General features: G+C 71.6%; 17 protein-coding genes, 1 tRNA gene and 1 riboswitch. Of the genes, 5 read left to right on the top strand and 13 right to left on the bottom strand.

Annotation, left to right across the window (positions count from 1 at the left end):
• Positions 1–90 precede the first annotated feature (90 nt).
• The 3 genes from ACH4E8_RS29070 to ACH4E8_RS29060 all read right to left on the bottom strand — a co-directional run bounded on the left by ACH4E8_RS29070 (position 91) and on the right by ACH4E8_RS29060 (position 1,630).
• Positions 91–411, bottom strand: coding sequence for a DMT family transporter (locus tag ACH4E8_RS29070; protein ID WP_398453705.1), 321 nt, complete (start codon positions 409–411; stop codon positions 91–93).
• Between the two features lie 32 nt (positions 412–443).
• Positions 444–505: riboswitch (guanidine-III (ykkC-III) riboswitch) on the bottom strand.
• 382 nt (positions 506–887) lie between these two features.
• Positions 888–1,250: a GroES family chaperonin gene (locus ACH4E8_RS29065; RefSeq protein WP_398453703.1), complete on the bottom strand. Its 363-nt coding sequence runs from the start codon at positions 1,248–1,250 to the stop codon at positions 888–890.
• A 59-nt stretch (positions 1,251–1,309) separates the two neighbouring features.
• The gene (locus ACH4E8_RS29060) at positions 1,310–1,630 is read right to left on the bottom strand and encodes a DUF3618 domain-containing protein (protein WP_398453701.1); all 321 of its coding nucleotides are present in this window, start codon (positions 1,628–1,630) and stop codon (positions 1,310–1,312) included.
• 134 nt (positions 1,631–1,764) lie between these two features.
• On the opposite strand from ACH4E8_RS29060, the gene bcp reads away from it, so the two are divergent.
• Positions 1,765–2,232 carry a thioredoxin-dependent thiol peroxidase gene (bcp, locus tag ACH4E8_RS29055; RefSeq protein WP_398453698.1) on the top strand — a complete coding sequence of 156 codons (468 nt, stop codon included), beginning with the start codon at positions 1,765–1,767 and terminating at the stop codon, positions 2,230–2,232.
• Between the two features lie 44 nt (positions 2,233–2,276).
• A tRNA-Leu gene (locus tag ACH4E8_RS29050) sits at positions 2,277–2,351 on the top strand.
• 82 nt (positions 2,352–2,433) lie between these two features.
• Here ACH4E8_RS29050 and rdgB read toward each other — a convergent pair.
• The 4 genes from rdgB to ACH4E8_RS29030 form a co-directional block, all read right to left on the bottom strand.
• Positions 2,434–3,036 carry an RdgB/HAM1 family non-canonical purine NTP pyrophosphatase gene (gene rdgB / locus ACH4E8_RS29045; protein ID WP_398453696.1) on the bottom strand — a complete coding sequence of 201 codons (603 nt, stop codon included), beginning with the start codon at positions 3,034–3,036 and terminating at the stop codon, positions 2,434–2,436.
• Between the two features lie 84 nt (positions 3,037–3,120).
• Positions 3,121–3,504, bottom strand: coding sequence for a hypothetical protein (locus tag ACH4E8_RS29040; RefSeq protein WP_398453693.1), 384 nt, complete (start codon positions 3,502–3,504; stop codon positions 3,121–3,123).
• A gap of 136 nt (positions 3,505–3,640) precedes the next feature.
• Entirely contained in the window at positions 3,641–4,372 is a 732-nt protein-coding gene (gene rph, locus ACH4E8_RS29035; RefSeq protein ID WP_398453691.1) for a ribonuclease PH, read from the bottom strand.
• 156 nt (positions 4,373–4,528) lie between these two features.
• Positions 4,529–4,795 carry a glucose PTS transporter subunit EIIB gene (locus ACH4E8_RS29030; protein ID WP_398453952.1) on the bottom strand — a complete coding sequence of 89 codons (267 nt, stop codon included), beginning with the start codon at positions 4,793–4,795 and terminating at the stop codon, positions 4,529–4,531.
• A gap of 204 nt (positions 4,796–4,999) precedes the next feature.
• Here ACH4E8_RS29030 and ACH4E8_RS29025 point away from each other — a divergent pair, with 204 nt between their 5' ends.
• A complete protein-coding gene (locus ACH4E8_RS29025; RefSeq protein WP_398453688.1) occupies positions 5,000–6,304 on the top strand; it encodes a PTS transporter subunit EIIC in 1,305 nt (434 codons plus the stop codon).
• Positions 6,305–6,593: 289 nt separating this feature from the next.
• The gene (locus ACH4E8_RS29020) at positions 6,594–7,859 is read left to right on the top strand and encodes a PTS transporter subunit EIIC (RefSeq protein ID WP_398453685.1); all 1,266 of its coding nucleotides are present in this window, start codon (positions 6,594–6,596) and stop codon (positions 7,857–7,859) included.
• Positions 7,860–7,930: 71 nt separating this feature from the next.
• Here the strand turns inward: ACH4E8_RS29020 and ACH4E8_RS29015 are convergent, their stop codons facing one another.
• Entirely contained in the window at positions 7,931–8,683 is a 753-nt protein-coding gene (locus ACH4E8_RS29015; RefSeq protein ID WP_398453683.1) for an MBL fold metallo-hydrolase, read from the bottom strand.
• Positions 8,684–8,892: 209 nt separating this feature from the next.
• Between ACH4E8_RS29015 and ACH4E8_RS29010 the strand changes: the two genes are divergently transcribed.
• Positions 8,893–9,351, top strand: coding sequence for a type II toxin-antitoxin system PemK/MazF family toxin (locus ACH4E8_RS29010; RefSeq protein WP_398453681.1), 459 nt, complete (start codon positions 8,893–8,895; stop codon positions 9,349–9,351).
• A 488-nt stretch (positions 9,352–9,839) separates the two neighbouring features.
• Here ACH4E8_RS29010 and ACH4E8_RS29005 read toward each other — a convergent pair whose 3' ends face one another.
• The 5 genes from ACH4E8_RS29005 to ACH4E8_RS28985 form a co-directional block, all read right to left on the bottom strand.
• Entirely contained in the window at positions 9,840–10,790 is a 951-nt protein-coding gene (locus ACH4E8_RS29005) for a PLP-dependent cysteine synthase family protein (RefSeq protein ID WP_398453678.1), read from the bottom strand.
• Positions 10,791–10,795: 5 nt separating this feature from the next.
• A complete protein-coding gene (locus tag ACH4E8_RS29000) occupies positions 10,796–11,083 on the bottom strand; it encodes a MoaD/ThiS family protein (RefSeq protein ID WP_398453676.1) in 288 nt (95 codons plus the stop codon).
• 140 nt (positions 11,084–11,223) lie between these two features.
• Positions 11,224–11,328 (bottom strand): putative leader peptide, encoded by a 105-nt coding sequence (locus ACH4E8_RS28995; protein ID WP_361962225.1) that lies wholly within the window; start codon positions 11,326–11,328, stop codon positions 11,224–11,226.
• Between the two features lie 96 nt (positions 11,329–11,424).
• On the bottom strand, positions 11,425–12,225 hold the full coding sequence (locus tag ACH4E8_RS28990) for an ABC transporter ATP-binding protein (RefSeq protein ID WP_398453674.1): 801 nt from the start codon (positions 12,223–12,225) through the stop codon (positions 11,425–11,427).
• Positions 12,222–13,211 carry a FecCD family ABC transporter permease gene (locus ACH4E8_RS28985; RefSeq protein WP_398453949.1) on the bottom strand — a complete coding sequence of 330 codons (990 nt, stop codon included), beginning with the start codon at positions 13,209–13,211 and terminating at the stop codon, positions 12,222–12,224. Before ACH4E8_RS28985 ends, ACH4E8_RS28990 begins: the two co-directional genes overlap by 4 nt.

Here is a 13,211-nt window from a genome sequence, read left to right as displayed (position 1 = left end):
CCGCCTTGCAATCGCACGCACCAGACCCCGCCAGGCCCGCCCAAAGGGCGGACGACGCTCCTTTGAAGACACTCCCTGAGCGTCGTCCGGTCAGTGACCCGAGGTCGCCTTCAGGCCGACGACGGCGACGAGGAGCAGTGACACGAAGAAGATCCGCGCCGCGGTCACGGGCTCGTTGAGCGCCACCATGCCGACGATCGCCGCACCGGCCGCGCCGATGCCGACCCAGACGCCGTACGCGGTGCCGATGGGCAGGGTCTTGGTGGCCTGCGCGAGCAGCACCATGCTCGCGACGATGCCGAGTCCGGTGAAGACGCTGGGCCAGAGCTTGGTGAAGCCCTCGGTGAACTTCATGCCGATCGACCAGCCGACTTCGAGTATTCCGGCCACGATCAAAAGAACCCACGCCATGACGGCACCTCCGAGACGATTGAGCTTCTGGGGGTGCGTCGTCTTTGCGTAAACCCGGTACGGCGCGTCTCGTCGGGCTGGCCCCAGCCTAGCAAAATGGCGCCGTTCCCCCTGGTGAGCTGCCTCACCACCCTGCGGGCAGCGCCTGCTTCCGTTCGCCCGGCTCGGCGCGGCCTCGGCATCTCGCCGCCCCTGCGACGACCTGCTCGCGCAGTTCCTCACGCCCCCGACATGCCCGCCGTTTCCCTGCGGGCGCGTTGTTCACTGCGGCCCGGTGGTGGGCTGCCCGCGCAGTTCCCCGCGCCCCTAAACCCCTCCGCCCGCAGGTGACGGAGAAGGGGAGCAAAACAGGGGCGCTGGGGGTACCACCACGCCCTCTGGGCGCAGGGGCGGAACTGCGCGACAAGCCACGGGCTGCCCGCAGGGACCAACGCTCCCCAGGGGAAACGGCGAGGGAGTCCAAGCCCGCCGCGGAGCTACAGGTAGAGGCCCGTGGTGTCTTCCGAGCCCGAGAAGCGGTCCGCCGCCACCGCGTGCAGGTCGCGCTCGCGCATCAGGACGTACGCCACGCCCCGCACCTCGACCTCCGCGCGGTCCTCCGGGTCGTACAACACGCGGTCGCCGGTCTCGACCGTCCGGACGTTCTGGCCGATCGCGACGACCTCCGCCCAGGCCAGCCGCCGGCCCACCGCCGCGGTCGCCGGGATCACGATGCCGCCGGTGGAGCGCCGCTCCCCCTCCGGGATGTCGGTGCGCACCAGCACGCGGTCGTGCAGCATCCGGATGGGCAGCTTGTCGTGCTGGGGCTGGGTGTTCTGTTCATGGCTATTGGCGCTCACGCGTGGAAACCTACCTGCCCCGACGCCGTCGTGGCGCCACGCCCGGGCTCCGCACCGGCTCAGCCCTTGCGCTTGCGGGAGGAGACCGCCAGGAACCCCACCAGCCCCACCACCACCGCGGCGACCGGCAGCAGCCGCTCCAGCCGCGGGGAGCCGTCGTCCGCGACGAACTTTCCGCGGACGTCCCAGACGGCCCGCTGGACCGCGTCGAGGGCCCGGCCCTTCGCCTGGTCCACCTGTGAGGCGACCTTCGCCTTGGCGTCGCCGACGATCGTCTTGGGGTGCACCCGCACGCCGATCTCGTCCAGCGTCTCGGCAAGCTGCTCGCGCCGGCGGACGATGTCCGCCTCGATCTGCGCAGGGGTCCTGGCGTCCGACACCGCGCCGCCTCCGTGGTTGTTCCGGTAGTCCTTCCTCGACAGTCTGTCAGCTCGGCGGCGCCCGCACCCCACGGCACCCCCATTACGCTCGACGGCGTACAGCAAGCACGCCTTCCGAGGAGAGTCCGATACCCATGAGCGAGCGCCTCCAGACCGGCGACACCGCCCCCGACTTCACCCTGCCCGACGCCGACGGGAACGACGTCTCGCTCTCGGCGCACCGGGGCCGCAAGGTCATCGTCTACTTCTACCCCGCCGCGCTGACCCCCGGCTGCACCAAGCAGGCGTGCGACTTCACGGACAACCTGGAGCTGCTGGCGGACGCGGGCTACGACGTCATCGGCGTCTCCCCGGACAAGCCGGAGAAGCTGGCGAAGTTCCGCGAGCAGGAGGACCTGAAGGTCACCCTGGTCGGCGACCCGTCGAAGGAGGTCCTCACCGCGTACGGCGCCTTCGGCGAGAAGAAGCTGTACGGGAAGACCGTCACCGGCGTGATCCGTTCGACCGTGGTCGTCGACGAGGAGGGCAAGGTGGAGCGGGCCCTGTACAACGTGAAGGCGACCGGCCACGTCGCCAAGATCATCAAGGATCTGGGGATCTGACGTCCGAACGAACGGGCGCGCACAGCCAGTAGAGTGGGCGCGTTGGGCCCGTACCCCAGCTGGCTAGAGGGCGCCGGTTTAGGTCCGGTGTGTCGTGGGTTCGAGTCCCACCGGGCCCACGTGGAAAGGGCGCGGCTCCCCGAGCGGGAGCCGCGCCCTTCCGCGTACCGCCGGAACGCGGAAGGGCGGGTCGGGACGCGGTCAGGACACCAATTCGCGCACCACCGGCACCAGTGCGCGGAACGCCTTGCCGCGGTGGCTGATCGCGTTCTTCTCCGCCGGGGTCAGCTCCGCGCAGGTGCGGTCCATGCCCTCGGGCTGGAGGACCGGGTCGTAGCCGAAGCCGTTGGTGCCGGCGGGGACGTGCCGCAGGGTGCCGAGCAGCCGGCCTTCGACGACGCGTTCGGTGCCGTCGGGCAGGGCGAGGGCGGCGGCGCAGAAGAAGTGGGCGCCGCGGTGCTCCGCGGAGATGTCGGAGAGCTGGGCGAGCAGCAGGTCCAGGTTGGCGGCGTCGTCGCCGTGGGTGCCGGCCCAGCGGGCGGAGAAGATGCCGGGGGCGCCGCCGAGCACGTCGACGCAGAGGCCCGAGTCGTCGGCGATCGCGGGCAGGCCGGTGGCGCGCGCCAGGGCGTGCGCCTTCAACAGGGCGTTCTCCGCGAAGGTGACGCCGGTCTCCTTGACGTCGGGCACCTCGGGGTAGGCGTCGGTGCCGACGAGGGCGTGCGGGAGGTCGGCGTCGGCGAGGATGGCCCTCAGTTCGGTGATCTTCCCGGCGTTGCGGGTGGCGAGGACGATACGGGTCATGCCCCGATTATCGGTCGGCCCGTCCCGCGGCCCGTCACCGGGCCGCGGCCGAGCTGCGCCGGGTCACGGTCGTGCCCCGCCGGGTCACGGCGAGCAGACCTTGCCGATCTCCTTGGCCGCGTCGGTGACGGGACCCAGCTCGATGTTCGTGTCGCCGTTCTCGATGGACGTGCGGATGTTGTCGACGCCGCTGTTCAGGTCCTTGACGGCCGCGCTGAGGTCGGCGTTGTCCGTCTTGTCGGAGAGCTCGTCGAGCTCCTTCTCGATGGAGTCCAGCGCCTCGCGCGTCTTGGTGGGGTCCTCCGCCGCGGACGAGATCGCCGTCTGGAGCTTGTCGACGCTGGTGGCGATCGAGTCGGCCGTCTCGACGCAGTCGAGCGCCTTGTCGATGGCGCTGCACCCCGCGGCGACCGGCACGGTCAGGGCAATGGCGGCGAGCGTCAGGGCGATGCGGCGGCGCGCGGTCATGGGTGGTCCTCCCCCGGGTCCCCGGGGGACGTCCCCGGCTGGCCGGGCGCGCGGCTCGTACCGCGCGCCCGTGTTCCAGATGACGCCGCCGCACACGGCATTGGTTGCTCGCGCGTACGGACGTACCGCGGTGGGGCTACTCGGTGCGCTCCAGGGCGGCGCGCTGGAGCGCGGCGAGGTCGGTGCAGCCCGCGGTGGCCAGGTCGAGGAGGGCGTTGAGCTCCTTGCGGTCGAAGGGCTCGGCCTCGGCGGTGCCCTGGACCTCGACGAAGCGGCCGTCGCCGGTGCAGACCACGTTCATGTCGGTGTCGGCGCGCACGTCCTCCTCGTAGCAGAGGTCGAGCAGCGGGGTGCCGTCGACGATGCCGACGGAGACGGCGCTCACCGTGTCGATCAGGGGGCGGCGGCCGGCGCGGACCAGCTTCTTGCCCTGCGCCCAGGCGACGGCGTCGGCGAGGGCGACGTACGCACCGGTGATCGCGGCGGTGCGGGTGCCGCCGTCGGCCTGGAGGACGTCGCAGTCGAGGACGACGGTGTTCTCGCCCAGCGCCTTGGTGTCGACGACGGCGCGCAGCGAACGGCCGATGAGCCGGCTGATCTCGTGGGTGCGGCCGCCGATCTTGCCGCGGACGGACTCCCGGTCGCCGCGGGTGTTGGTGGCGCGCGGCAGCATGGAGTACTCGGCGGTGACCCACCCCTCGCCGCTGCCCTTGCGCCAGCGCGGCACGCCTTCGGTCACGGACGCGGTGCAGAGGACCCGGGTGTCGCCGAAGGAGACGAGGACGGAGCCCTCGGCGTGCTTGCTCCATCCGCGCTCGATGGTGACCGGGCGGAGCTGTTCGGCGGTGCGGCCGTCGATGCGAGACATGGTCAGGAGCCTAGCGTCCTCCCGGCGGGCTCCGTCCCGGCGCCCGCCCCTGGCCGGGGGCGTGCGGGATCGCGTGCGGAGGCGTGCGGAAGGGCCCCGCCCTGACCGGCTGCGGGGCCCTTCCGTGCGTGCCCGAGCCCCTGTTGGGGCCGGGGCTCACATCATGTCTTCGATCTCCGCGGCGATGGGGTCGGCGTCGGTGCCGATGACGACCTGGATCGCGGTGCCCATCTTCACGACGCCGTGGGCGCCGGCGGCCTTGAGCGCGGCCTCGTCGACGAGGGCGGCGTCGGCGACCTCGGTGCGGAGGCGGGTGATGCAGCCCTCGACCTCTTCGATGTTGTCGATCCCACCCAGCCCGGCGACGATCTTCTCAGCCTTCGTGGCCATCTCTTCTCCCTGGTGTTGCCCGGTGCCCGGCACGGGCTCCCGGTGCTGCCTCGGCCCGCGATCGGCCGCTTCGTCACGGTAACGCACGGTTGGCCCATCTTCACGGGCGCGTGGTCACCCCGTGCCCAATGATGACGATCACGGCGCTCCGCGACCGTGGTGCAACTGGTCTACACCAGTCTGCGACAACTGCCAAACCCAGGCCGGGGGTCCGGCCGAGCCAGGGAGGAAGCGTCGATGGCGTCCGCGAACCCCGCAGCACGGCCGCAGCCCGCGCAGCCATGGCGGAGCCGCCTCTACCAAGGACTCCAGAAGATGGGGCGCAGCCTTCAGCTCCCCATCGCCGTACTGCCCGCGGCGGGCATCCTCAACCGTCTCGGCCAGCCCGACATCTTCGGGGCCGACGGCTTGAGCTGGGACGCGGTCGCCAAGGTGATGGCGGGTGCCGGCGGCGCACTGCTGGATCCGGAGCTGGGGCTGCCGCTGCTGTTCTGCGTCGGGGTCGCGATCGGGATGGCGAAGAAGTCGGACGGCTCGACGGCGCTCGCCGCGGTCGCGGGCTTCCTCGTCTACCACGGCGTCCTGCGACAGTTCCCGATCGACTGCACGCCGGGGTCGAAGAACGTGGGGGCGGGCTGCCATGCCGCGGACGGGACGTTCTCCCTCTTCATGTACCAGAACCCGGGGGTCTTCGGCGGGATCGTGATGGGCCTGCTGTCCGCCTTCTTCTGGCAGCGCTACCACCGCACCAAGCTGGTGGACTGGCTGGGCTTCTTCAACGGCCGCCGGCTGGTGCCGATCATCATGGCGTTCGTCGCCATCGCCTTCGCGGCGCTGTGCCTGTGGATCTGGCCGCCGATCGGCACCGGGCTCGAACACTTCAGTGACTGGCTGGTGGGGCTCGGGGCCTGGGGCTCGGGCATCTTCGGCCTCGCGAACCGCGCGCTGCTGGTCATCGGGCTGCACCAGTTCCTGAACGTGCCGATCTGGTTCCAGCTCGGCAGCTACACCAGGCCGGACGGCACCGTGGTGCACGGCGACATCACCATGTTCCTGGCGGGGGACCCCGCCGCCGGCCAGTTCACCAGCGGCTTCTTCCCGATCATGATGTTCGCGCTGCCGGCCGCCGCGCTGGCGATCACGCACACCGCCTTCCCGCACCGCCGAAAGGAGGTCGGCGGGCTGATGCTCTCCGTCGCGCTGACCTCCTTCGTCACCGGGATCACCGAGCCGATCGAGTACTCCTTCCTCTTCGTGGCACCGGCGCTGTACGTGATCCACGCGGTGCTCACGGGTGCCTCGATGGCGGTGACCTGGGCCCTCGGCGTGCACGACGGCTTCAGCTTCTCCGCCGGCCTGATCGACTACGTCATCAACTGGAGCCTGGCCACCAAACCGTGGCTGATCATCCCCATCGGGCTCTGCTTCGCGGTGGTGTACTACGTCGTCTTCCGGTTCGCGATCACCAAGTTCAACCTGCCCACCCCCGGCCGGGAGCCGGAGGAGTTGGCGGAGCGACTGGAAGAGGACAACGTCAAGTAGCGAACGTCACGTAGCGCAGGCCGCGTTCGCGGCCGACGAGAGGGCCCTCGGGACGACGTCCCCGAGGGCCCTCTTGTCTGAATTGTTACCTATGCTCCACGCCACAGAATTCGAAGGTTTCTTATCTATCCCTCACCCGTTCGGGCGTGCTACAACAGGTCTACACCACTGACTGGTTTAGACCACGCGGCGCTCCGCTGCGCCGCGCGGCCCTTTCTGTGATCCCCAAGACGTCGCCCTCCCCCCAGACCGTCCCCCTGGGCGACGCCTGCCTTCCTGGAGGAAGTACATGTCCACGGCTAGCGCCGCACCCGCGGCCCAGAAGAAGAAGGGCGCGGGTGCGATGGCTGTCATGCAGCGCATCGGCCGCAGCCTGATGCTCCCGGTCGCCGTGCTGCCGGCCGCCGCGCTGCTGGTCCGGTTCGGCCAGCCCGACATGCTGGGGCGCGAGTCGTTCCCCACCCTGGTGCAGAAGATCGCCGGGTACATGTCGGCCGGCGGCAACGCACTGCTCGACAACATGCCGCTGCTGTTCGCCGTGGGCATCGCCATCGGCTTCGCGAAGAAGTCGGACGGCTCGACCGCGCTCGCCGCCGTCGTGGGCTACCTGGTCTTCAAGAACGTCCTCGCGCAGTTCACCGACGACAACCTGCCGCAGGTCGCGAAGGTCATCGACGGCAAGATAGTGATGCAGGACGCCCCGGTGGACGCCAAGGTCCTCGGCGGCGTGGTGATGGGCATCGTGGTCGCCCTGCTCTACCAGCGCTTCTACCGCACCAAGCTGCCCGACTGGGCCGGCTTCTTCGGCGGCCGCCGCCTGGTCCCGATCCTCGCCGCCTTCGCCGGCCTGCTCATCGCGATCGTCTTCGGTCTGATCTGGCCGGTCCTCGGCACCGGTCTGCACAACTTCGGCGAGTGGCTGGTGGGCTCCGGCGCGGCGGGCGCGGGCATCTTCGGCGTCGCCAACCGCGCGCTGATCCCGGTCGGCATGCACCACCTGCTGAACTCCTTCCCGTGGCTCCAGGCCGGCGAGTACGACGGCAAGAGCGGCGACATCGCCCGCTTCCTGGCCGGCGACCCGACCGCCGGACAGTTCATGACCGGCTTCTTCCCGATCATGATGTTCGCGCTGCCCGCCGCCTGTCTGGCGATCGTGCACTGCGCCCGCCCCGAGCGCCGCAAGGTCGTCGGCGGCATGATGTTCTCGCTCGCGCTGACCTCGTTCGTCACCGGCGTCACCGAGCCCATCGAGTTCACCTTCATGTTCATCGCGCCGGTGCTGTACGCCGTCCACGCGGTGCTCACCGGTGTCTCCATGGCGCTGACCTGGGCCCTGGGCATGCGGGACGGCTTCGGCTTCTCCGCCGGCGCGATCGACTTCCTGCTGAACCTGGGCATCGCGTCCAACCCGTGGGGCCTGGCGCTGGTCGGCCTCTGCTTCGCGGCCGTGTACTACGTCGTCTTCCGGTTCGCGATCACCAAGTTCAACCTGCCGACCCCGGGCCGGGAGTCGGACGAGGAGCTGGCCGAGCTCCAGAAGGCGGAGTCCAAGTAGGCCGCCACTGCATGACACGAGGCCGTGGCCCCCGGGTTCTCCCCGGGGGCCACGGCCTCGTGTCGTAGGTGTCAGACGGTGTACGTCCGACCGGTCGCCGCCAGCTCCACCGGGCCGTCGTACACTTCGCGCGCGTCCGCCGCGTTGCGCTCGCCGTCCGTCCACGGCGGGATGTGCGTCAGCACCAGCCGCCCCGCGCCGGCGCGCCGCGCGTGCTCACCGGCCTCGCGCCCGTTGAGGTGCAGCCCGGGGATGTCCTCCTTGCCGTACGTGAAGGACGCCTCGCACAAGAAGAGGTCGGCCCCCGCCGCAAGCTCGTGCAGCGGATCGCAGACCCCGGTGTCCCCGGAGTACGCCAAGGTCCGGCCGCCGTGCTCCAGGCGGATGCCGTACGCCTCCACCGGGTGCGCCACCCGCTCGGTGCGCACCGAGAACGGGCCGATGTCGAAGCTGCCCGGCTTGAGCGTGTGGAAGTCGAAGACCTCGCTCATCGAGGACGCGGAGGGGGTGTCGGCGTACGCCGTGGTGAGCCGGTGCTCGGTGCCCTCCGGCCCGTAGACGGGCAGCGGGTCGCAGCGGCCGCCGTCGTGGCGGTAGTAGCGGGCCACGAAGTAGCCGCACATGTCGATGCAGTGGTCGGCGTGCAGATGGCTGAGGAAGATCGCGTCGAGGTCGTACAGACCGATGTGGCGCTGCAACTCGCCCAGGGCGCCGTTGCCCATGTCGAGGAGCAGCCGGAAGCCGTCGGCCTCGACGAGGTAGCTCGAACAGGCCGATTCCACGGACGGGAACGACCCCGAGCAGCCGACGACGGTGAGCTTCATGGAGCTGTGACCTCCGTGGACGGGGAGGGTGGCGGTGGCTGGGTCGTGCGGTCCGTTGAGCGTAAAGCGCAAAACCGGCGCCCGCTCCTCCAGGGAGGGGCGTTGTGGGGGAACTCACCTGCCCTGTCACCGATTCGGCGGGCGCGCGCTCGCACGGGCCGGCGCACGCAGGTCGTGCGGGGTGAAGGGCCCGTCTGTACGGTCGAGGGGTGAACTCGTCGTGGTGGTTCTTCCTGGGCGGACTGGTGGTGGTGCTGGCGCTCGTCGTGGCGCTCGTGGACGCGCGCGGGCGGACGCCGTCGGGGCGCGCGCCGGCGGGCCGGCGGCGCCCGCCGGGCCGACCCGCGCCGCTGCGCCGCGCCCGCCCGAAGCCGGGCGAGATCTGGTGGGCGGACGTCCCCTACGAGGACGGCCCCGGCTCGAAGGACCGCCCGTGTCTGGTGCTGTCGGTACGGGGCGGCTCGGCGCGGGTCGCGAAGATCACGACGCGCCGGGACGGCCGGGCGGACGTGATCCCGCTGCCGCCGGGGACGGTGTCCGACGCGCAGGGCCGCGCGAGCTTCCTGGAGACGGACGAGGTGCGGATGGTCCGCGTCTCGGCGTTCCGCCGCCGCGCGGGCGTCCTCCCGCGCTCCTTGTGGGCGCGCGTCCCCCACCTGGACGCGTAGGGCCTGGCGCGCCCGCGCGGTTCCTCCCCTTGCGGCCCTGGACATGCCCGCCGTTTCCCTCTCGGGAGCGTTGGTCTCTGCGGCCCGTGGAGGGTTGGCCGCGCAGTTCCCCGCGCCCCTGAAAACCTCGTGCCCTGCGGGCACGGAGGCCATCCACCCGCGCCCGAAGGGCGTGGGGTTTTGGGGGCGCGGGGAACTGCGCGAGCAACCCACGACGGGCCGCAGAGACCAACGGGCCCCGCAGGGCACGGGGTTTTTAGGGGCGCGGGGAACTGCGCGACAAGCCACAACGGACCTGTGGAGACCAATGCTCCCGCGAGGGAAACGGCGGGCATGTCCAGCGGCGCCGGGGGTACCACCACGCCCGCAGGGCACAGGGGGAGGAACTGCGCGAGCAACCCGCGGCGGGCCGCAGGGGACCACGTTCCCGCGGGGGAGAAGGCGCGCGCCCGCCGGGGGAGCGGCGGGCGCGCGGAAACGGGGGCGGGCTACGCCCAGAGCTGGCCGCGGAGGGTTTCGATCGCCGCCTCCGTCGTCGGGGCCGTGTACACGCCCGTCGACAGGTACTTCCAACCCCCGTCGGCCACGATGAAGACGACGTCCGCACTCCGCCCCGCCTTCACCGCCTTCTTCGCCACCCCGATCGCCGCGTGCAGCGCCGCGCCCGTCGAGATGCCCGCGAAGATGCCCTCCTGCTGGAGGAGCTCCCGAGTGCGGGCCACCGCGTCCGCGGAGCCCACCGAGAAGCGGGTGGTGAGGACGGACGCGTCGTACAGCTCGGGGACGAAGCCCTCCTCCAGGTTCCGCAGGCCGTAGACGAGGTCGTCGTAGCGCGGCTCCGCCGCGACGATGTTCACGTCCGGCACCTGCTCGCGCAGGTAGCGGCCGACGCCCATCAGCGTGCCGGTGGTCCCCAGCCCCGCCACGAAGTGCGTGATCGAGGGGAGGTCCGCGAGGATCTCGGGTCCGGTGGTGGCGTAGTGCGCACCGGCGTTCGCGGGGTTGCCGTACTGGTAGAGCATCACCCACGTCGGGTTCTGCTCAGCGAGCTCCTTGGCGACCCGGACCGCGGTGTTGGACCCGCCGGCCGCGGGGGACGGGACGATCTCCGCGCCCCACATGGCCAGTAGCTGGCGCCGCTCCTCGCTCGTGTTCTCCGGCATCACGCAGACGATGCGGTAGCCCTTGAGCTTCGCCGCCATCGCCAACGAGATGCCGGTGTTCCCGGACGTGGGCTCCAGGATCGTGCAGCCCGGGGTGAGGCGGCCGTCCTTCTCCGCCTGCTCGATCATGTGCAGCGCGGGGCGGTCCTTGATCGAGCCGGTCGGGTTGCGGTCCTCCAGCTTGGCCCATATCCGGACCTCGTCGGACGGGGACAGCCGCGGCAGGTGCACCAGCGGGGTGTTGCCGACGGCCGCGAGCGGGGAGTCGTAGCGCATCGCCGTCAGCGCATTCCGCCGGCGACGGCCGGCAGGATGGTCACGCTGTCGCCGTCGGAGAGCTTGGTGGAGATGCCGTCCAGGAAGCGGACGTCCTCGTCGTTGAGGTAGACGTTCACGAAGCGGCGGAGCTGGTCGCCGTTGGCCTTGTCCACGATGCGCTCCTGGATGCCCGCGTGGCGGGTGTCGAGGTCGGCGAAGAGTTCGGCGAGGGTGGTCCCGTTGCCCTCGACGGCCTTGGCTCCGTCGGTGTAGGTGCGGAGGATGGTCGGAATGCGGACCTCGATGGCCATGGTGTGGACTCCAGTCGACAGTCGTTGAGGCGGTGGCGCGCGGGGCGTCGGACGCGGCTCGTCCTCCGCGCGGTGGGGCGGGCGTTCCAGGGAGCGTGGGGCCGGCGGGCGCTGGCCCGACGATCGGGGTGCGGACGCGCTCAGGTACAGATCGCGCTGGCGAGGCGACACAGGTCGACATGCAGCCGCGCCACGAGCAGCACGGTGCCGCCCGGCGTCTTGTCGCGCATGTCGTGGAGAACCATGCGGTCATCGTAACGATTCCCGCCCCCAGGGCCGGAATGTGATCTCGCATCCCGGACCGGTTCCGCCCACCAACTGGACAACCGCCTCGGCGACGGTCAGCCGGGGAGGTAGGTGACCACGGGTGCGCCGGTGCTGGGATGGACGGCGACTTCGGCCTTCACGCCGTAGACCTCGGCGAGCAGACCCGGGGTCAGGACCTCGCCGGGCGGCCCGGCGGCGACGACCCGGCCGGCGCTGAGCACGTACAGGCGGTCGCAGTAGTAGGCGGCCAGGTTGAGGTCGTGCAGGGCCAGCACGCTGGTGGTGTCCAACTCCCGGATCAGCCCGAGGATGTCCAACTGATAGCGGATGTCCAGGTGGTTGGTGGGTTCGTCGAGTACGAGGAGTTCCGGCCGCTGCACCAGCGCGCGGGCCACCAGGGCCCGTTGCCGCTCGCCGCCGGAGAGCGAGGGGAAGGCCCGCTGGGCGAGGTCCGCGATGCCGAGCCGGGCCAGCGCCCCGTCCACGCTCCGGGCGTCCTCCGCGGTGTCCGCCGCCCAGAAGCGCTTGTGCGGGGCGCGCCCCATGAGGACGATCTCGCGCACCGTCAACTCGAACTCGGGCCGGCTCTCCTGCGGCACGGTCGCCACCCGCCGGGCGCGCGCCTTGGGCGGGAGCGCGACCAGGTCGTCCGTGCCGAGGTGGACCCGGCCGGCGGTGGGGCGCAGCGTGCCGTAGACGCAGCGCAGCAGGGTCGTCTTGCCGCTGCCGTTGGGGCCGACGAGCCCGATCGTCTCGCCGGGGCGGGCGTCGAGGTCGACGTCGGCGAGGAGGGTGCGCCCTTCGACGGCGTACGACAGCGCCCGTACGGCCAGTTCCTCCCCCGCGGTGGAACCCGGTGCGGTCGCGTCGGTCATGCCGGGGCTCCTTCTCGGTGGCGGGACCGCATCAGCCACAGGAACAGCGGTCCGCCGATCAGCGCGGTGAGCACCCCGACGGGCACGTCCTGCGGGGCGACGAGGGTACGGGCGCCGAGGTCGGCGACGACCAGGGCGACGGCTCCGCACAGCGCCGCGACGGGCAGCAGCGCCCGGTGGGCGGCGCCGACGAGGAGGCGGGCGGCGTGCGGGACCATCAGCCCGATGAAGCCGACGGCGCCGCTCGCGGCGACCATGACCGCGGTGACCAGCGAGACGAGGACGAAGACGGCGGCGCGGAAGCGGGCGACGTCCAGGCCGAGCACGGTCGCGCCCTCCTCCCCCACCAGCAGCAGGTCCAGCGGGCGGGCGAGCGCCAGCAGCAGCGGCAGGGCCAGCGCCATGACGACGGCGGGCGGCCACAGGGTGTCCCAGCGGGCGCTGCCGAGGCCGCCGAGCGACCAGAACATGGCCTCGCGGAAGTGCTCGGGCCGGGAGGAGGCGACGAGCACGAGGGTGGTGAGCGCGGTGAAGATGTAGCTGATGGTGACGCCGGCGAGGACGAGCCGGGTGCCGGTCATCGAGCCGCCGCGGCGCGCCAGCGCGTACACCAGCACCATGGCGGCCAGCGCCCCGGCGAAGGCGCCGGCGGGCAGGGCGACGGTGGTCGTGACGCCGATGCCGAGGGTCAGCACGACGACCGCGCCGGTGGACGCGCCGGAGGAGATCCCGAGCAGGAAGGGGTCGGCGAGCCGGTTGCGCACCAGGGCTTGGAGGACCACGCCGACGAGGCCGAGCCCGGCGCCGACGAGGGCGCCGAGCACGACGCGCGGCAGTCGCACGTCGATGACGACCGTGCGCAGGGGGCTGGGCTCCGCGCCCGGGAGCAGCGCGGCGACGACCTCCCCGGGCGGGATGCGTACGGAGCCGAGTGCGAGGGCCGCGACGACTGCGGCGGCCAGCGCCAGCAGCAGGCCGGTCAGCAC

This window comes from Streptomyces sp. NPDC017979 (assembly GCF_044328175.1).
Lineage (GTDB): Bacteria > Actinomycetota > Actinomycetes > Streptomycetales > Streptomycetaceae > Streptomyces.
The sequence above is the reverse complement of the archived record's forward strand: the minus strand, read 5'-3'. Positions and strand labels throughout refer to the sequence as shown.